The 18,973-nt window shown below is 67.7% G+C and carries 14 protein-coding genes and 1 pseudogene; 5 read left to right on the top strand and 10 right to left on the bottom strand.

The genetic code is table 11. The annotated features are described in order from the left end of the window. Window positions 1–63 precede the first annotated feature (63 nt). Genes RH91_RS03445 through RH91_RS03435 form a run of 3 tightly spaced genes read right to left on the bottom strand, consistent with a single transcriptional unit; the run spans window position 64 to window position 4,542 of the window. Entirely contained in the window at window positions 64–1,737 is a 1,674-nt protein-coding gene (locus RH91_RS03445; RefSeq protein WP_010161140.1) for an NAD-dependent malic enzyme, read from the bottom strand. Next, window positions 1,682–3,175, bottom strand: a complete 1,494-nt coding sequence (locus tag RH91_RS03440) for an alginate export family protein (RefSeq protein WP_010161139.1) — start codon at window positions 3,173–3,175, stop codon at window positions 1,682–1,684. The genes RH91_RS03445 and RH91_RS03440 overlap by 56 nt, the downstream gene beginning before the upstream one ends. Before the next feature lie 17 nt (window positions 3,176–3,192). Beyond that, on the bottom strand, window positions 3,193–4,542 hold the full coding sequence (locus tag RH91_RS03435) for a dicarboxylate/amino acid:cation symporter (protein WP_010161138.1): 1,350 nt from the start codon (window positions 4,540–4,542) through the stop codon (window positions 3,193–3,195). A 229-nt stretch (window positions 4,543–4,771) separates the two neighbouring features. On the opposite strand from RH91_RS03435, the gene RH91_RS03430 reads away from it, so the two are divergent. From RH91_RS03430 to RH91_RS23570, 3 genes and pseudogenes are all read left to right on the top strand, one after another. Then, window positions 4,772–6,493: a sensor histidine kinase gene (locus tag RH91_RS03430; RefSeq protein WP_010161137.1), complete on the top strand. Its 1,722-nt coding sequence runs from the start codon at window positions 4,772–4,774 to the stop codon at window positions 6,491–6,493. After that, window positions 6,460–7,341: pseudogene (locus RH91_RS03425) on the top strand (sigma-54-dependent transcriptional regulator); the annotation flags it as partial. The gene RH91_RS03430 and the pseudogene RH91_RS03425, both read left to right, overlap by 34 nt. 329 nt (window positions 7,342–7,670) lie before the next feature. Then, complete coding sequence (locus RH91_RS23570) at window positions 7,671–7,793, top strand: helix-turn-helix domain-containing protein (RefSeq protein WP_442852552.1); 123 nt, start codon at window positions 7,671–7,673, stop codon at window positions 7,791–7,793. 10 nt (window positions 7,794–7,803) lie between these two features. Here the strand turns inward: RH91_RS23570 and RH91_RS03420 are convergent, their stop codons facing one another. Beyond that, window positions 7,804–8,202 (bottom strand): hemerythrin domain-containing protein, encoded by a 399-nt coding sequence (locus tag RH91_RS03420; protein ID WP_332306624.1) that lies wholly within the window; start codon window positions 8,200–8,202, stop codon window positions 7,804–7,806. A gap of 263 nt (window positions 8,203–8,465) precedes the next feature. On the opposite strand from RH91_RS03420, the gene RH91_RS03415 reads away from it, so the two are divergent. Both RH91_RS03415 and RH91_RS03410 read left to right on the top strand, forming a co-directional pair. Further along, window positions 8,466–10,787 (top strand): GH92 family glycosyl hydrolase, encoded by a 2,322-nt coding sequence (locus RH91_RS03415; RefSeq protein ID WP_010161134.1) that lies wholly within the window; start codon window positions 8,466–8,468, stop codon window positions 10,785–10,787. Between the two features lie 117 nt (window positions 10,788–10,904). Next, on the top strand, window positions 10,905–11,477 hold the full coding sequence (locus tag RH91_RS03410) for an FxDxF family PEP-CTERM protein (protein ID WP_010161132.1): 573 nt from the start codon (window positions 10,905–10,907) through the stop codon (window positions 11,475–11,477). A gap of 63 nt (window positions 11,478–11,540) precedes the next feature. On the opposite strand, the gene RH91_RS03405 is transcribed toward RH91_RS03410, so the two are convergent. From RH91_RS03405 to RH91_RS03380, 6 genes are all read right to left on the bottom strand, one after another. Continuing rightward, complete coding sequence (locus RH91_RS03405) at window positions 11,541–12,158, bottom strand: N-acyl amino acid synthase FeeM domain-containing protein (RefSeq protein WP_232283399.1); 618 nt, start codon at window positions 12,156–12,158, stop codon at window positions 11,541–11,543. Between the two features lie 359 nt (window positions 12,159–12,517). Continuing rightward, entirely contained in the window at window positions 12,518–12,808 is a 291-nt protein-coding gene (locus tag RH91_RS03400) for a hypothetical protein (RefSeq protein ID WP_010161130.1), read from the bottom strand. A gap of 81 nt (window positions 12,809–12,889) precedes the next feature. Continuing rightward, window positions 12,890–14,203, bottom strand: a complete 1,314-nt coding sequence (locus RH91_RS03395) for an MFS family transporter (protein ID WP_010161129.1) — start codon at window positions 14,201–14,203, stop codon at window positions 12,890–12,892. A 105-nt stretch (window positions 14,204–14,308) separates the two neighbouring features. Further along, window positions 14,309–15,430: a glycosyltransferase family 4 protein gene (locus RH91_RS03390; RefSeq protein WP_037478498.1), complete on the bottom strand. Its 1,122-nt coding sequence runs from the start codon at window positions 15,428–15,430 to the stop codon at window positions 14,309–14,311. A 154-nt stretch (window positions 15,431–15,584) separates the two neighbouring features. Then, window positions 15,585–17,666 (bottom strand): flagellar biosynthesis protein FlhA, encoded by a 2,082-nt coding sequence (gene flhA, locus RH91_RS03385; RefSeq protein WP_010161127.1) that lies wholly within the window; start codon window positions 17,664–17,666, stop codon window positions 15,585–15,587. 3 nt (window positions 17,667–17,669) lie between these two features. Then, complete coding sequence (locus RH91_RS03380; protein WP_010161125.1) at window positions 17,670–18,971, bottom strand: sigma-54-dependent transcriptional regulator; 1,302 nt, start codon at window positions 18,969–18,971, stop codon at window positions 17,670–17,672. Between the last annotated feature and the right edge of the window lie 2 nt (window positions 18,972–18,973).

The following is an 18,973-nucleotide window of genomic DNA, read 5'->3' as shown; positions in this document are numbered from 1 at the left end:
AGCGCAGCCAACGCTGCACGCGGCGCATCGGCTGCACCCAACGCAGTCGATCAGCGACGCGGCTCAATCGTAGTGCGCCGCCCACATCGTCGCGGCGATGTCGCTCTCCTGGATGACGCGGCACTCGGGTTGCGCGACTCCCTCGGCGATCGCCTGCCGTGCGACCGCGGTGGCGATGCGCAGTGCGATGTCGCGCAACCGGGTGATCGGCGGGAGCAGGGTGCCGCCTTCGCCGTCCATCGTCGCGAGTTCGCGCGCGGCGGCCATGAACATGCCCTCGGTCACGCTCCGCGCGCCCACCGCGAGCGCGCCGAGCCCGACGCCGGGGAAGATGAAGACATTGTTGACCTGCGTCACGCCCGCCACGCCGAACGGACTGCCGGTGCCGACGATCGCGCGACCGTCGGTCCAGTCGAACAGGTCCGCCGGATGCGCCTCGGCGCGCGAGATCGGGTTGGACAGCGGGAACAGGATCGGATGCTCGACGCCCGCCGCCATCGCGCGCACCACCGCCTCGCCGAACGCGCCGCTCTGGCCCGAGGTGCCGACCAGCACGGTCGGCCGGATCCGCTCGACCGTGCCGAGCAGGTCGAGCGGAATCGGGATGTCGGTCTCGTGCCGCGCGAGCGCCGTCTGCGACGGGGTCAGCCCCGGCATGCCGGCGGCGACCAGCCCGTCGCGATCGACCGCCCAGATCCGCGTACGTGCTTCGGCATCGCTCAGGCCATCTGCAACCATCGCGCGGACGAGCAGCTCGCCGATTCCGCATCCTGCAGCGCCTGCGCCGAACAGCACGATCCGCTGGTCCGCAAGCGCGCCGCCGGTCCGCCGGATCGCCGACAGCAACGTGCCCAGCGCGGTCGCGGCGGTGCCTTGGATATCGTCGTTGAAGCTGAGCAGCCGGTCGCGATAGCGATCGAGCAGGCGATGCGCGTTGTGGCCGGCGAAATCCTCCCATTGCAGCAGCACGTTCGGCCAGCGCGCGGACACCGCCGAAACGAAGCTCTCGAGGAAGCCGTCATATTCGTCGCCGCGGACTCGCGCATGCCGCCAGCCGACATACAACGGATCATCGCGCCGCGCGGCATTGTCGGTCCCGACGTCGAGCAGGATCGGCAGCACTTCTGCCGGATGCAGCCCGGCGCACGCGGTGTAGAGCGCGAGCTTGCCGATCGGGATGCCCATCCCGCCCGCGCCTTGGTCACCGAGCCCGAGGATGCGTTCGCCGTCGCTGACCACGATCACCTTGACCCGGTCGAACGCCGGGTCCGCGAGGATGTCCGCGATCCGGTGCTGGTTGGGGTAGCTCAGGAACAGCCCGCGCGGGCGGTGCCAGATCTCGCTGAATCGCTCGCACCCTTCGCCGACGGTCGGCGTGTAGATCAGCGGGAGCATCCGCGGCAGGTCCCGCTGGACCAGCGCGTGGAACAGGATCTCGTTCGAATCCTGGAGTTCACGGAGGAAGGCATAGCGGTGGAAATCGTCCGCCATCCCGTCGAGCGCGCGCGTCCGCCGGTCGATCTGGCTTTCCAGCGTCCCGATGTGCGGCGGGAGCAGCCCGTGCAGCCCGAACGCATCGCGCTCCGCCTCGGTAAAGGCGGTGCCCTTGTTGGTCAGCGGATCGGCGAGCAGCGCACGCGCGGCGGCATGGATGGCATGAACGATGGCGGGGGTCCTTTTCTTAGAAGCGCAGGCTGATCCAGCCGGCGAGGAAATCGGAGCTCTTGAAGCCAGCATCCCTGGGCGCCGGCCCGGCGGCGAGATGTTCGTAGCGCCCGGTCACCGAGACCCGCGGCGTTACCGCCCACACCGCCTGCAACCGCGAGACGTTGGCAATCCGCGCGGCGCGGAAGTTCTGCGTCCCGGCAAACGGGGCACCGCTGGCGCGATACACCGCATCGGTGACGTTGGCACGCCAATTGAGCGCATATTCCGCCGTCACCCGCAGCGACTTGGCGGGGGAGACCGTCACGTTCGGCGCGAGCGTGACGAGGTTCGACGGCGTCAGGAACAATTGGTAGCTGTAATAGATGTTGTTCCCGAACGGCGCATAGGCGTTGCGCAGCGTCTGCCCGCCATAGCCGCCGCCACCGCTCGAATAATCGAAATGCACGCCGACGCGCGGGGCGGTCTTGGCCTTGCCGACGCGGTAGGTCTGCGCGACGAAGAACTGCCACGCATCGATCCGCTGGTCGATATAGGTGCCGAACTGATGGTTGACGGTCCAGTCGATCGTCAGCGGCCCGGCGTCGCCATAGGCATGGACGCCCGCGTAGAACCGCTCCGCCGGGCCGATCCGCCCGCCCCAGGCGCCGACCGAATTCTTGCGCCGCCAGAAGAACGGGTCGACGAAGAGGCTCGACCCGCCGAACGCCGTTTTCGGCACCGCGAAGCCGAGCGACACGCCCGAGAAGCGCCGCGCAGGATCGCTGATGTCGTCCTCGGTCCCGAGATCGCCATATGCGGTCGGCTTGAGATCGAACAGGTCGGCGCGGACGGTCTTGCCCTTGGCCCACAGCCGGATGCCGTTGAGCGTATAGCGGATCGTGTTGTTGTCGCGTTGCGAGACGAGCAGGTTGGGGCCGTCGGTGAATTCCTGCCGCCCGTATCGCGCGCCGAGCTGGACCGAGCCGACGTCGACGTCACCCTCGACGAACGCCTGCTGGACCGCGAGGTCGTTGCGCAGCGTCGCGGCGGGCGCGCCGAGTTCGACACCCGAAATCCCGCCATGCGCGACTTCGATATAGCCGCGCAGATGCGACCCCACGTGCAGGTCGGCACCGCCGACGAGCCGCAGAATGTCCTGCCGCTGCGCCTTGCTCTCGCGGAGATTGGGGTTGGTGGTGTGGTTCATCCGCAGCCGCGCTTCACCCGACAGCGTCAGGTAGATGTCGCCATTCGAGTCGAGCGGCAGGAACTTGAGCCGGTCGAGCGGATCGTCGCGCTTCGCCGGGTCCGCCATGCCGCGCCAGTCCTCGGCCCAGCGCGACAAATTGTACCCGTTGGCGTTCGCGCCATCGCCCGATCCGGCGGCGGGATAGCCCGTCGCGATCGGGGTGGCGGGGGCCTTTTCGACCGAACTTGCCTGTGCGAGCGCCGACGAAGGGGCGAGGACGAGGCCGGCGAAAGGCACGAGGATGGCCGTGGCGGCGCGCAGCCGCGAAAGATGTGTCATGAAAAGTCCTTTGGCGCTTAGTTGGCGACGCTAAGCGCGGCAGGGGCGGACGAGACGGCCGGCGCCGGAAGCACCTTGCCCGAGAGCGCGGCGTTGAGCTGCTCGACGTCGAGCTTGCCCTCCCACTTCGACACGACGACGGTCGCGACCGCATTGCCGATGAAGTTGGTCAGGCTGCGACACTCGGACATGAAGCGATCGACCCCGAGGATCAGCGCCATCCCCGCGACCGGCACCGACGGCACGATCGACAGCGTTGCGGCGAGGGTGATGAACCCGGCACCGGTCACGCCCGCCGCGCCCTTCGACGACAGCATCGCGACGCTCAGCAGCAGCAACTGCTGCCCCAGCGTCAGGTCGACGTTGCACGCCTGCGCGATGAACAGCGCGGCCAGCGTCATGTAGATGTTGGTGCCGTCGAGGTTGAAGCTGTAGCCGGTCGGCACGACCAGCCCGACGATCGACTTGGGGCAGCCCGCGCGCTCCATCTTCTCGATCAGCGAGGGCAATGCGCTTTCCGACGACGAGGTGCCGAGCACCAGGAGCAGTTCGGCCTTGAGGTAGATGATCAGCTTGATGATCGAGAAGCCGGTAAACCGCGCGACAAGCCCGAGCACGACCAGCACGAACAGCAGCGACGTGCCGTAGAAGGTGGCGACCAGCGTCGCGAGATTGGCGAGTGTGCCGACGCCGTATTTGCCGATCGTGAATGCCATCGCACCGAACGCACCGATCGGTGCCGCGCGCATCACGATGCCGACCAGCCGGAAGAAGGCGATCGACACGTCGTTGAGCAGGTCGACCACCTTGGTGCCGCGGTCGCCGATCAGCGCGAGCGCGATCCCGAACAGGATCGAGATGAACAGCACCTGCAGGATGTTCCCCTGCGTCATCGCCGACAGGAAGGTGTCGGGAATGATGCTGGTGAGGAAGCCGGTCAGCGTCGTTTCATGCGCCTTTTCGGCATATTCGGTGATCTTGGAGGTATCGAGCGAGGCGGGGTCGATGTTGAGCCCCGCGCCAGGGCGCACGACGTTGGCGACGATCATCCCGATGATCAGCGCGAGCGTCGAGAAGAACAGAAAATAGGCGAAGGCCTTGCCCGCGACGCGCCCGACCGAGGCGAGATCGCGCATCCCGGCGATGCCGGTCACAATCGTCAGGAAGATGACCGGCGCGATCACCATCTTGACCGCCTTGATGAACGCATCGCCGATCGGCTTCATCGCCTCGCCCGCGTGCGGAGCGAAATGGCCGAGCAGCACGCCCGCGACGATTGCGGTGAGCACCTGGAAATAGAGCTGCGCATACCACCGCTTGGGGGCGGCGGGCGGCTGGTCGCCGGCGGCGGGAATCGAAATGGTCATGGGGGCCTTCATCCTCTGGTCGCGAGGTTCTGCTCTGCGGCGATACCTGTGGGGATCAGTATCGCCGTGTCCGACGTGCGGGGAGACGTGATTTCCAGAATTTGATAAAATCGCCATAAATCAGTATACTAGCGCCATTGCCCTGTGTGCGGCTGCGCCAGTTCCTGCCACCGCACAGCCGGCAATGTGCAGAAAGTTGCACAATCTCCGGCGGTTGGTAGGATCGGGCATGGTCCGTGCGATCCCCTGGCAGCGACTCGCCGCGCTTTTTGCCGCGCTGCTGCTGGTGTTGGGAAGTGCCTGGGGCGTCGGCATGGTGGTCGGCGCTGCGGCCCGCAACCGGCTCGCCGCCTCGGTCGCGTCGGACGCGCGCTTGCGGGCGGCATTGCTCGCGAGCGAGATCGCGCGGTTCCGCCTGCTGCCGCTGGCGCTGGCGGACGACCGCGACGTCGTCGCCGCGCTGGCGGGCGGGGCAGGGGCGACCGGGGCGCTCGATCGGAAACTCGAGCGGCTCGCCGGCATTACCGGGGCGGCGGTGATGTACGTGATCGCGCCGGACGGCCATGCGATCGCGGCGAGCAACTGGCGCAGCACGCGCAGCTTCGTCGGCAGCGACTATCGCTTCCGGCCCTATTTCCAGCAGGCACGGCGCGGCGCGGAAGGGCGCCAGTTCGCGCTGGGTACGGTCAGCAATCGCCCGGGTCTGTACCTCGCGCGCGGGACCATCGGCGGGGGCGTGGTCGTGGTGAAGCTCGATTTCGATTCGCTCGAGCGGCAATGGGCGGCGGCGGGGGGCGTGACGTTCGTCACCGATTCCGCCGGGCTAATCCTGATCGCGAGCCGCCCCGGCTGGCGTTTCGCCACGACCCGACCGCTGGCCCCCGCCGAGCGCGCGACCGAATTGCGCGTCAGCGGCGCGCCGACGCTCACCCAGCCGCCGTTCCGCGCGGGGGACGATGGCCGCATCCGCATCCCCGGCGAGAAAGGCGCGCTGCTCGTCGCACGGACCAAGCCCGATGCGGCGGGCTGGCGGGTCGCGCTTGCGCAACCGAGCCGGGTGGCGGTGGATGATGTCGCGCGCGCGGCGGCGCTGGTGGCGGGGGCGCTGATGCTCGCGGTGCTGTGGCTCGCGCAAGCCGCCTGGTCGCGCGCGCGGCGGCGCGCCGATCGCACCAGTCTGCTCGAACGTGCGGTCGCGGACCGCACTGCCCTGCTCCGCCGCGAGATCGAGGAACGCGCCTTGCTCGAAACCCGCGCCGCGACGCTGCGGGAGGCGTTGCGCCAGGCCAACCGGCTCGCGACGCTCGGGCAGATTACCGCAAGCGTCGCGCATGAAACCGCGCAGCCCGTCGCCGCGATCCGCACCTATGCCGCGACCGGCGAGACGCTGCTCGACCGCGGCGCGACCGAGGAGGTGCGCGGCAACCTGCGCGCGATCGCGCGGCTGACCGAGCGGATCGGCACCGTTACCGCGCAACTGCGCGGCTTCTCACGCAAGGCGAGCGGCGAGATCGGCCCGGTCGCGTTGGTCGAGGTGATCGAGGGCGCGCAATTGCTGCTGCGCGAACCGCTCTCCCGGGTCGCGGTGGACTGGCCGCAGGTCGCGCCCGACCTCCGCGTGATCGCGGGGCGGATCCGGCTCGAACAGGTGTTCGTCAATTTGCTCCAGAATGCGAGCGAGGCGGTCCAGGGGCAGGATGCGCCCGGGATCACGGTGACGGTGAAATCGGGGAGCGACACGGTCGCGGTGCGGATCAGCGACACCGGCCCAGGGATCGCGCCCGAGATCCTCGAACGGCTGTTTACGCCGTTCGCCACCAGCCGACCCGCCGGGCTCGGGCTCGGGCTGGTGATCGCGAAGGACATCATGGAGGATCTCGGCGGAAGCCTGCGGCATGTGCCCGCTTCCGGTGGCGCGTGTTTCGAAATCCTGCTGCGGCGCGCGCTGTGACCGCGCCGCTGCCGCGCGTCGCGTTGATCGAGGACGACGAGGACCTGCGCGTCTCGACGACGCAGTTGCTGACGCTCGCGGGGTTCGCGGTCGACGCCTATCCCAGCGCCGCCCCCGCGCTCGCCGCGATCCAGGCCGATTTCACGGGCGTAGTCGTCACCGACGTGCGGTTGCCGCATATGTCGGGAACCGAAGTGTTCGAGCTGTTGCGCACGCGCGATCCGACACTGCCGGTCATCCTCATCACCGGGCATGGCGACGTGACCATGGCGGTCGCGGCGCTCAAGGCGGGCGCGTGGGATTTCCTGACAAAGCCGTTCGACCCGGACGTGCTGCTCGCCGCGGTGGCGCGGGCGTCAACGGCGCGCGCGCTCGAGCTCGACAACCGGCAACTGCGCGCAGCGGCGCAGGAGGATGCCGACGATGGCCTGATCGGCACGTCCCCCGCGATCGAGCGATTGCGCGCGATGATCCCGACGCTCGCCGATGCGGATATCGATCTGCTGATCGAAGGCGAGACGGGGACGGGCAAGGCGCTGCTCGCGCGGCGGATCCACGCGGCGGGCAAGCGGCGGCGGCACCGGCTGCTCGGGGTGGCGTGCGCGGCCTATCCCGATGCGCTGCTCGACACCGACCTGTTCGCGCGCGTCGGCACCGGCAGCGTGGTCGCGGCGAGCCGGGGGACGGTGCTGCTCGACGATCTCGATCACGCCTCGCGTGGCCTGCAGGCGCGGCTGACCGCGCTGGTCGAGGCGCGCGCGCTGGTGACGCCGGGTGCGCGCGACGCGATCCCGATCGACCTGCGGATCATCGCCACCGCAGCCGAGGAAGGCGCGCGGGCCGAGGATGCGATCGCACCCGCGTTGCTGTACCGCGTGGCGGCGGTGCGGCTGCGCATGCCGCCGCTGCGCGAACGCCGCGAGGATGTCGTCCCGCTGTTCGCGCATTTCGTCGCGCAGGGCGCACGGCGGATCGCGCGACCGGTCCCGCCGATGAGACGGCGGCGGTCCAGCACCGGCTCGCGACGCACGACTGGCCGGGCAATGTCCGCGAGCTTGCGCATTTCGCCGAGCGCTTCGTGCTCGGGCTCGATCCTGTTGGCGAAGCGTCGGACGACCGCCCGGCAAGTCTCCCCGAACGGCTCGACGCGTTCGAGCGCGCGGCGATCATTGCGGCGATGGCGCAGGCCGGGGGCGAAGTCGGCGCGGCGATCGAACAGCTCGGAATACCGCGCAAGACCTTCTATTACCGGGTCAAGCGGCTCGGGATCGACCTCGGCCCGCTCAAGCGCGGGGGATAGCGGGGGCGTTCTACCCGACGCTGCGCTCGCCATGTTGGAGCATCGCGGGGATGACCAGATCCTCCTCGTCCGCGAGATGCCGGGCAAGCAGCGCCATCAGCCGGTCGGTCGCGTCGGCATAGCGGTTGCTTGCGTCCTGCACCGATGCCGCACCGCGCGGCAACGCCGCGACCAGATCGCGCGCGCCGTCCAGCGCGCCGATCAGCGCGGAATGGATCAGTTCGTGGTCGCTTTCAAGCACGTCGAAGCCCCGCTCCATTCGCGGGTCGAGCGCGCGGAACTTGGGGAAATAGAGGCTGTCCTCGATCCCGTGGTGCCCCTCGAGGTGCTGGAGGAAATGGTTGAAGCGCGGGACGAACGCCTGCTGGAACGTCGGTGCATCCAGCACGCCCTCGCGGAAGGCCTGCATGATCTGCTGCAATTGCCCGCCCTGCTCGCGCAGGCTGGCGTGGACCTGCAGCCAGAATGCCGCGAGTTCGCCGAAATTGTGGTGCTGCCGCCATTCCGGCGCGGGATAGGTATCGCGCAGATAGGCGATCGTGTCGGGAAGTCCGAGCCGATTGGCGAGCGGCCACGCGTTGGGATCTTCAGTCATGCTCCAGCCCTTGGCCATGCCGGACGGGCGAGGCAACTCCCCTTTTCATTCCCGCAGGCGCCTGCTCTACTTGAGAAATGACCCTGCTCCGCACGTTCGCAACCCTTGCCGCCGCGTCCGCGCTCGCGACGACTCCGCTGCTTGCGCAATCGACCTACGACCAGGTCGATCCGATGATCGGCACCGGGGGCGAGGGGCATACCTTCCCCGGGGCGGTCGCGCCGTTCGGGATGGTCCAGCTCAGCCCCGATACCGACACCGGCCATGTCGTCCGCGACAGCTACAAATGGGCGGCGGGCTATCGCTATTCGGACCCGACGATCGAAGGGTTCTCGCACACGCACTTCTCGGGCGCGGGGCATTCGGATCTCGGCGACTTCCTCGTCATGCCGGTCTCGGGGGAAACCGTCCCGCTCGAGCCCGGCGATGCCGCCAGGCTCGGTTCGGGCTACCGCTCGCGGTTCGACCATCGCAGCGAAGTCGCGGCACCCGGCTATTATGCGGTGACGCTCAGCGATCCCGGCGTTCGCGCGGAGATGACCGCGGGGACCCGCGTCGGCATCCATCGCTATACCTTCGCGGCGGGCAAGGCGGCGCATCTCGTGCTCGACCTGCGCTCGTCGCTTTATAATTACCCGGGCAAAATCCTTTGGTCGTCGCTCCGGCTGCTTCCTGACGGGACGATCGTCGGCGCACGCCAGACGCGGGGATGGGCGCCCGACCGCCAGTTGTTCTTCGCGATGCGCTTCTCCACGCCGCTGACCGGCCACGCCTTCGTCAGCACCGAACAGAATGTCGCGTACAAGGGCTTCCAGGGCCCCGGCCGCGACAGCGATGCGGTCGCCGAGCGGCTCGGCCGCGCGCTGGTCGCGCGGCTCGATTTCGGGCGGCTCGCGCGCCCGCTCGAGGTCCGCGTCGCGATCTCCTCGGTCGACGAAGCGGGCGCGATCGCCAATCTCGCGAGCGAACCCGGCGATTTCGACACGGTCCGCGCGAAGACGGTGGCGGCGTGGCACAAAGCGCTCGACGTCCTGACGCTCGAAGCCCCCGCGCCGATGCGCCGCAATGTCGCGACCGCGCTGTATCACAGCCTGCTCGCGCCGTCGGTCGCGGGGGATGTCGACGGGCGCTATCGCGGCACCGACAATCAGGTCCATCTGGCGCAGGGCTTCACCTTCCGCTCGACCTTCTCGCTGTGGGATACGTTCCGCGCCGAACATCCGCTGCTGACGCTGGTCCAGCCCGCGGCGACGACCAGTGACATGATCCGCTCGCTGATCGCGAGCCGTGCGGACAGCCCGTACGGGATCCTGCCGGTGTGGCAGTTCCAGGGGCGCGAGACGTGGACGATGATCGGCTATCATGCCGCCCCGGTCATTGCGGACGCGTATCTGAAAGGAATTCGGGGGTTCGATGCCACCGCAGCGCTCGACGCGATGGTCGCGAGCGCGACCTACGCCTCGTATGGCGGACTCGGGGAGTATATGAAGCTCGGCTATGTCCCGATCGACCGCGAACCCGAGGCAGCCTCCAAAACGGTCGAATATGCGTATGACGACTGGACCATCGCGCGGATGGCCGCGGCGATGGGTCGGCGCGATGTCGCGGCGACCTTCGGCAAGCGCGCGGCCAACTGGCGCAACAGCTTCGATGCGAAGACCGGCTTCGTCCGCGCGCGCAAGAGCGACGGCACGTTCCGCGTGCCGTTCGATCCGACCGCGATCAACTACGGGTCGGATTATACCGAGGGCAATGCGTGGCAATACAGCTGGTTCGTGCCGCAGGACCAAGCCGCGCTGGTCACCGCGCTGGGGGGCGACGCGGCGACCGTCGCCAAGCTCGACGCGATGTTCGCCTATGACACTTCGAAACTCGACTATAGCCATGCCGAGGATATCGCCGGGCTGATCGGCCAGTATATCCACGGCAACGAACCCAGCCACCATGTCGCTTATCTTTACAGTTATGCCGGTGCGCCGTGGCGAACGCAGGCCAGGCTGAAGCAGATCGTCGAGAGCCAGTACCATCCGACGCCCGACGGGCTCGCCGGAAACGACGATCTCGGCCAGATGTCGGCGTGGCTGGTGTTCACCGCGCTCGGTTTCTATCCGGTCACGCCCGGGAGCCTCGAATATGTCATCGGTCGCCCCTTCGTCGACCGCGCCGTGCTCGCGCTCCCCAACGGCAAGCGGCTGACGATCGTGGCAGAGGGGCTGGACGCGACGCATCCCTATGTCGGCGGCGTGACGTTGAACGGCGTGGCGGTGACCAAGGCGTATCTGCGCCACGAGCAGATCATGGCCGGCGGAGAAATGCGTTTCCGGATGCAGGCGACCCCGGAAACGGGCTGGGCCAGCGCGCCCGCCGATCGGCCGTATTCCCGCAGCGCCCGCGATTAGCCGACCCCCTGTCAGTAGAAATTACAGTCCGGGCTAGTGAGTTACACGAGATTGTTGAAAAACATGGGTTGGCACGCTCCTTGCTAGCATGTGGCTATCTTAGTTGGAGAGTAACCCATGCGTACCAAGCTTCTTTCTGCCGCTGCTGCCCTCGTCGCCATCGCTGCTGTCGCTCCGGCGTCGGCTGCAACCTTCGCGGTCAACGACACGGTCGGCAACACCGCCAAGGGCGGTTCGTTCACCGGCACCCCCGGCGCGAACGGCACGTTCAACGGCACGTTCGGCGTGCAGAACATTGCCCTCGGCAACTTCTCCGAGATCTTCACGTTCACCCTGCCGACCGACGGTTTCGGCAGCGGTTCGGTAACCTCGATCGCATCGGGCAAGCTGATGTCGACCACCGACATCAACTTCACGTCGGTGTTCTTCAACGGCACGGCTGCTGCAATGATGCCGAACGGTCGTTTCGAGTTCGCGTCGCTTGAGCTCGTTCCGATCACGGCTGGCCAGCTCAACACGCTGACCGTCAACGGCTTCTCGTATGGCGGCGCATCGATCGGCGGCAGCCTGTCGTTCACCCCGTCGGCTGTTCCGGAAGCAGCAACCTGGGCGATGATGCTCGTCGGCTTCGGCATGATGGGTGCAGGCCTGCGCTACGGTCGTCGCAAGTCGACGGTTGCTTTCGCCTAAAAGCGATTTGCCAGACTTCTGGTAAAGGAATGCCGCCGGTTTCGACCGGCGGCATTTTTTGTGTCAGAATGCGGGGAGGAACAGTTTGACCCGCGCGTCCTGCGTCGCCCGATCGGACGTGAGCTGCTCGGCCAGTTCGAGCGCGTCGCCGTGCGAGAAGAACAGCGCGTAGAGCGAGCGCGGAATCGGGTCCGACCCGTCGAGGGCTGCCGCTTCGATCCGCCGGCGGATGCTCGATATCTCGAGCCACATCAATTGCGACGGCGCAGCGACGCTGGTGTTGGTGCGCGGCGTGCCGATTGGCGTGAACCCCAGCATTGCCTCATAGAAACGCCGGTGGCGCGGATTGACCTCGATGAACAGGTCGGTGCAGCGGTGATGATGATAGCCGTAGATGAAAACGATGTGGAACAGCGCCGCCAGCAACGGCTTGGACGGCATTCCAGCGTCGAACGCCAGTTTGCCGAGCTCGCAGATCTTGCGTCCGGGGGTTTCGCGGAAGGGCTGAAGTTGGTCGGCAAAGATCGCATCGGCGGCGAGACCCGCCTCGGAATCGACCACCAGCGTGACCGTCCCGAGAACATTGCTGTCGTCGGACGCGGTAAAGGTCGCGGTCGCGCGATGCGCCGGAACGACATGGTGGCTGCCATAACCACGCCAGGCATAGCGGCGGTTGATCAACGAACGCGCGCCTTCGCGCCGGTCGCATGTATCGGCAAGCTGGATATCGACGACCTTCGCGGACGAGCGCGCATGCAGTTGCGGCCGTAACTCCGCCCCCGATACCAAACGCTCAAGCCCCTGCGGGGGCGCAGGGTCTCGGTCAGGAACGCACGCACTCGGCTGCAACAACATCGCAAACCCCCAGTTTTCGGCAGCGCTTGCCGATCACGCTTCTAGCCTGGAGGCTCGATCTATAAGATACTGTTTATGAACGGCGTTCCAGACGCCGCTGCCTTGCACAGCTTGGTTAATGAAGACTAGGCCGAGGGCAGGACCGCTTCGGCCAGACGTGCCGTTTGCAAGGTTAACGCGTCGAACTACTTTGCGCGCGGCCCCGTCGGGATAAATTTTCCAACAAAAGGATGACGTTGCAGGCCGACACCGTAACCGTTGGCGGCGCTTGTCGGAAGGAAGGGCGATTCGCCGTACTTGGATGGATTGGCGGCCGTTGCGGTGTTGAAGGAAATGCCGTCGATCCAGGCCGTCCGGCGGACCAGGTCATGCGCGCCGAACGGGCAGGGCGAAGCCTGCCAAATCGCGCCAACCGCATCGGCATATCCCGCCTCGAAGGCGTCGATCACATCGTTCAGGTTCTGGTCCTGCAGCATGATCGTCTAACCCTCGTGTCCACCCGGAGGTTCCGTCCGGCGGACGAATCAGGGCGTCACCGTGACGCTGGCGGGTCGCGCTCAGCGTGTGTCGTGGAGCGGATCGGTCCCGCGGGTGTTGCGCATCAGCAATGCGGTAAGGAACGCGACCGCGCAGATCGCGGTGACATACCAGTAAAAGCCCGATTCCCGCCCCGCCGCCTTGAACGACAAGGCGACATATTCCGCCGATCCGCCGAAGAGCGCGTTGCCGATCCCGTAGGCGAGGCTCACGCCGAGCGCGCGGACATGGACCGGGAACAGCTCCGCTTTGAACAGCCCGCTGATCGAGGTGTAGAGGCTGTTGATCGCCAGCCCCGCCAGCACCAGCACGAACGCCGCGGTCGCGCTCTGTACGTTTGCGAGCAGCGACAGCAACGGCACCGTCGTGATCGTCGCAAGCGCGCCGAACAGCAGCATGTTGGTGCGCCGACCGATCCGGTCCGACAGCAGCCCGAACACCGGCTGCAACAACGCAAACGGGATCAGCACCGCGGTCATCACCCAATTGACCGTCTTGGGGTCCATGTGCGCGGTGTTGACCAGATATTTCTGCATGTAGGTCGAGAAGACGTAGAACATCAGCGATCCGCCCGCGGTCAGCCCGAGGACGGTGACGAACGCGCGCCAGTGCGGGAGCAGGCCGCGGATCGTCCCCGCATCGGGATGCTGCGCGCCGGTGCGGGTGGTCTCGTGCAGGACATGCCGGAAGAGCAGGATCGTCATCGCCGCGACCGCGCCGATCGCGAACGGGATCCGCCACCCGAAGGCGCGCATCTCCTCGGTGGTCAGCAGCTGCTGGAGGACCAGGATCACCGCAAGCGCGATCAACTGCCCGCCGATCAGCGTGACATATTGGAACGACGCGAAGAAGCCGCGCCGCCCGGTAAACGCGATCTCGCTGAGATAGGTCGCGGCGGTGCCATATTGCCCCCCGGTCGAGAATCCCTGGATCATCCGCCCAAGCAACAGCAAGGCGGGGGCGAACGCGCCGATCGCGGCATAGGTCGGCAGCACCGCGATCAGCGCGGAGCCGATCCCCATCAGCACGATCGACACGACCATCGCGCGGCGTCGCCCGTGCCGGTCCGCAAACCGCCCGAAATACCAGCCGCCGAGCGGGCGCAGCAGGAAACCGACCGCGAAAATCCCCGACGTGCCGAGCAACTGCGCGGTGAGATCCTCGCTCGGAAAGAATTCGGCGGAGAAATACAGTGCGGTGAAGGCATAGACGTAGAAGTCGTACCATTCGATCAGATTGCCCATAGATCCCGCGATGATGGCGCGGGCGCGACCAGCGGTGCTGAGCTCGGCGGCAGGGTTGCCGATCGGGGTGGCCTGTGGTTCGGTCGTCATCGACCTGCTTGTGAACCCTGGCGTTCAGGCCCGCAACCGCACAGACACAAGACGTTGCAAAGCGGTGGCGACCCCCGCCATCCGGTTACGGTACGGGGCACCGTGTCACGCGGCTACCGCTTGAGCCGGCGCGGGGATGCGGTCGAGCAACGCTCGCGAAAGCAGGACGTGATGGCGGACGAAGCTGTGCGCGCTGAGCCCGTCGTTCCCCATCCGCGCCTGCGCACGTTGCGCCATTTCCAATGCCGCAGCCGGATTCGTGCCCAGGTCGAGGATCGCCTGTCGCAGCGCCGGGGCGTCGCCGGGGGGCGTGTAGCGCACCGCGTCGGGAGCGAAATAGGCGCGCAGGCCGCCGGTATCGCTGACGATCAACGGGAGACCGAACAGCGCCGCCTCTTCCGCGACCGTGCAACCGGACGCGTGCGAGTTTTCCTTGAGCGGCAGGAGCGCGATATCGGCGTCGTGGTACAGCGTCTTCAAGGCGTCGTTGCTCGCGACTCCCGCGATCTCGACATTGGCGATGCCGTCGGCCAGCGAGGGCGGGCAGGTGGTCGATACGATCCGCAACCGGCACGACGGCAGGTCGCGAACTGCCTCGACGAGGCACGGCCAGTCGCGCTCGGTATCATTGCCCACCGCAAGCAGGCGTAGCGGCACCCCGAAGCGACGCTGCGGGTCACGCGGATAGCGGTCATCCGCCCGGATTCCGTATAACACCATTTCGCACCGCTTCTCCGGGAACATCGTGCGGGCCCGGGCCAGATTGTCGGGGGAGTGGAACGTCAGCACATCGGCTTCGCGGATCAGCCGACGCCACAGCATCCGGCGCAGGACCGGCTGGCGATCCCAATGGTCGATCAGCCAGACGCTTTGCGCGATCAGTTTCGGCCGGTCCCGTCCGCGTTTCAGCACGGCGAACAGCAGGCAGAAGGCGAGGAATTGCGACTCCGTGTGCGTCCAGATCACCTCCGCCGTAAAGGCGCGGCGGCGGTTGCGCACCGCGTGGAGCAGGTCGAACCCCAGCAGCCAGCGAAACCCCAGTCGCACCAGCCGCCCGAGCCGTCCCTCGCGGTGATCGCGCGATGTCTCGAGCGTCGCACCCATCGCTTCCGCCCGGCGGTAGCCATAGGCATCCCGGTCGTTGATGCCGATCAGCGCGCCCGCATCATACCGACGCGCCCAATTCTCGTCGCCGAACCCGAAGGCCAGATGCACGAAAACCCGCAAGATGACAGTCCCTTATGCTGATTTTGTGCGCCGTGGGTCGGTAAAGGAACGCAAGCCGCCCAACGCCTGTAGAAAAGGCATACCAAATATCGCGGAAAAGACGAGTCCGGAGAATATCCCGACGACGCGGAGCCAACCTATTCGTCGTCGCGTCTTAGCCGATGCTCCCGAGCGCGCGTACCCGCGCGCGCGCGTGGATCTCGTTCTGCGACAGCACTACGGTCGCGGGGCGGACGCGCTCGATCACCGAGCGGACGAACGGGCGGATCGTCGGGTTGGTCAGCAGGCACGGGATTTCGCCTTCGCCCGCCAGCCGGTCGAACGTGTCGCGGACCGCGGCGATGAACCCCTGCAACGCGGACGGTGCCATCGCGAGTTGGCGCTCGTCGCCGTGGCCGATGATGCTCTCTGCGAACGCCATGTCCCAATCGGGGGACAAAGTGACGATCGGGATCGCGCCGTCGAGCGCCTGTTGCGCCGAAATCTGCCGCGCCAGCCGCGCGCGGACGTGTTCGGTCATCTGCGTCAGGTTGGCGGTGATCGGCGCGGCCTCGGCGATGCCTTCGAGGATCGTCGGGATGTCGCGGATCGACACGCCCTCGCTCAGCAGGTTCTGCAGGATCCGCTGGACCCCCGACACCGAGATCCGGCTCGGCACGATCTCCGCGACCAGCTTGGCCGAATCCGGGTGGATCTCGCCGAGCAGCTTCTGCACTTCGGTATAGCTCAGCAGGTCGGCGATGCTGCCCTTGACCAGCTCGGTCAGGTGCGTGGTGATGATCGTGCCTGCGTCGACCACGGTCAGCCCGCGGAACCCCGCTTCCTCGCGCAGATCGCGGTCGATCCACAAGGCGGGCAGGTTGAAGACGGGTTCGCGCGTCGCCTCTCCGGGGATGCCGACCTGCCCCCCGCCGGGATTGATGACGAGCAGCCGATCGAGCCGGATCTCGCCGCGCGCAGCCTCGGTCTCCTTGATATAGACGAGATACTCGTCGGGCTTGAGCGCGAGATTGTCGATAATGCGGACCGCCGGGAGCACGAAGCCGAACTCGGTCGCCATCTGTCGGCGTAAAGCGCGTACCTGATCGTCGAGCCGGGGCTCGCGCGCGGCGTCGTTGATGATCGGGAGCAGCCCGTAGCCGATCTCGATCCGCACCGCATCGATCGCGAGCGTGCGCGAGATCGGTTCCTCCGCGGTGGCCGAGGCTTCCGCTTCGGCGGCGGCCTCTGCGGCGGCGGCGCGCGCGGTGCGCTGCGTCGCGGCGCGCGACAGCGCCCAGGCGGCATAGCCCGCAATCCCCGAGAACAGCGCGAACGGCACGAACGGCAGCCCGGGCAGCAAGGCAAGCGCCCCCATCAGCGCGGACACCATCCCGAACGCCTTGGGGTAGCGCCCGAGCTGCTCGCCCAGCGCCGCCCCGGTCTTGCCCGCGACCCCGCCCTTGGACACGAGCAGCCCCGCCGCCATCGACACGATCAGCGCGGGGATCTGGCTGACCAGCCCGTCGCCGATCGTCAGCAGCGTATAGGTGTGGAACGCCTCGCTGATCGGTACGCCGTGGACTCCGACGCCGATCACCAGCCCGACCAGCACGTTGATCGCGGTGATCAGCAGCGCGGCGATCGCATCGCCCTTCACGAACTTGGACGCGCCATCCATCGCGCCGTAGAAGCCGCTTTCGGCCTCGACCTCGCCGCGGCGGTCGCGCGCCTGCTGCTCGGTGATCATCCCCGCGGACAGGTCCGCGTCGATCGCCATCTGCTTGCCGGGCATCGCATCGAGGCTGAAGCGCGCGGCGACCTCGGCGATGCGCCCCGCGCCCTTGGTGATGACGACGAAATTGATGACGACGAGGATCGCGAAGATCGTCAGCCCGATGATCGTGTCGCCCCCGATCAGGAATTCCCCGAACGCACCGATCACCCCGCCCGCCGCCTGCGCGCCCTCATGCCCATGCGCGAGGATCAGCCGGGTCGAGGCGAGGTTTAGGCCGAGCCGAAGCATCGTCGCGATCAGCAGGATCGTCGGGAAGGCGGAGAGCTGGAGCGGTTTCTCGATGAACAAGGCGGTCATCAGGATCATCACCGACAGCGTGATCGACAGCGCTAGCCCGAGGTCGAGCAGCCACGCGGGCATCGGCAGGATCAGCATCGCGATGATCGCGACCACGCCGAACGCGAGCGCCATGTCGCGATTGGCGCCGATCCGGCCAAGCAGGCGGTTGAGCGCGGGCATCGGTTACAGCGCCGGGGTGACGGGGATTCCCGCCTCGACGAACGCACGGAGCTTGTTGCGCATCGTCCGTACCGAGATGCCGAGGATCTGCGAGGCGGAGGTGCGGTTGCCGCGACACCGCTCGAGCGTCAGCAGGATCAGGTCGCGCTCGACATCCTCGACCGTGCGCCCGACGAGCGCGTCCATCTCGGCCGGGCCGCCCGGCGCGTCGGCGGTCGCTGCGAGCGACGATCCGTCGGACAGGACGAGCGCGGGCGGGGCGATCTCCGGCCCCGCACCGAGCAGGACCGCGCGGTGCATCACCTCCTGCAACTCGGCGACGTTGCCGGGCCAGCCATAGCCGCCGAGGAGACGGCAGGTGTCGTCGCTCACCGTCGGCGCCGCGCGGCCTTCGGCGGCGGCGGACGCGGTCGCGAAGCTGCGCGCGAGCAACGCGATGTCGCCCCCCCGCGCGCGCAGCGGCGGCAGCACGATCGTCGCCAGCGCAAAGCGCGCGAGCAGATCGGCACGAAACCGTCCGGCCTCCACCAGCGGGTCCAGCGCCCGCCGCGCGCTCGCGATCAGCCGCGGCGCGCCGGGGTCTTCGAGTCCGCCGAGCAGCCGGGTCTGCAATGCCGCGGGCAACACGTCGATATCGCGCAGGAAGACGGTACCGCCGCGCGCGGTCGTCATCGCGCCGCGACGCCCCGCGCGCGTACCGGGGAAGGCGGTGCCGTCATGGCCGAACAGCTCATATTCGAGGATGTCGGGCGCGACCCCGGCGCATTCGATCGTCACGAAACTCCCCATGCCGCGCCCGGCCTGGTGGATCGCCTGCGCGACGCGTTCCTTGCCGGTGCCGCGTTCGCCGGTCAGCAGGATCGGCGCGTGGCTCGGCCCCATCGCGCGCGCGAAATCGAGCGCGCGGGTGAAGCTCGGGTGGTCGCCGATCAGCGGCCCGGCGGGGAGCGCGGCGATCTCGCGGATCGCGGCGGCGATCAGGTCGCGGTCGGGCGGGAGCGGGACGTAATCGCGCGCGCCCGCGCGGATCGCGGCGACCGCGCGCGCCGCCGAGGCGTCGATCCCGCATGCGATCACCGGGACCGCGAAGCGTTCCGCCGCGAGATCCGCGAGAAACCCGCAGACGTCCGCCGCGACGTCGATCATCACCAGCGCCGCGCCCTGCTGGCGCAGGCAGTCGAGCGCCGCCGCCACCGTCGTCGCGGTGGCGACTTCGGCCCCCGCATCGCGCGCCATTCCCGCCGCGACGTGAAACGCGCCATCGGCTGGCCCGACCAGCAGCATCCGGACGATCGCCCCCGCCACCG

Origin of the sequence: Sphingomonas sp. PAMC 26617 (genome assembly GCF_000242835.1) — a bacterium.
GTDB lineage: Bacteria > Pseudomonadota > Alphaproteobacteria > Sphingomonadales > Sphingomonadaceae > Sphingomonas.
This window is presented reverse-complemented; position numbering and strand designations above follow the sequence as displayed.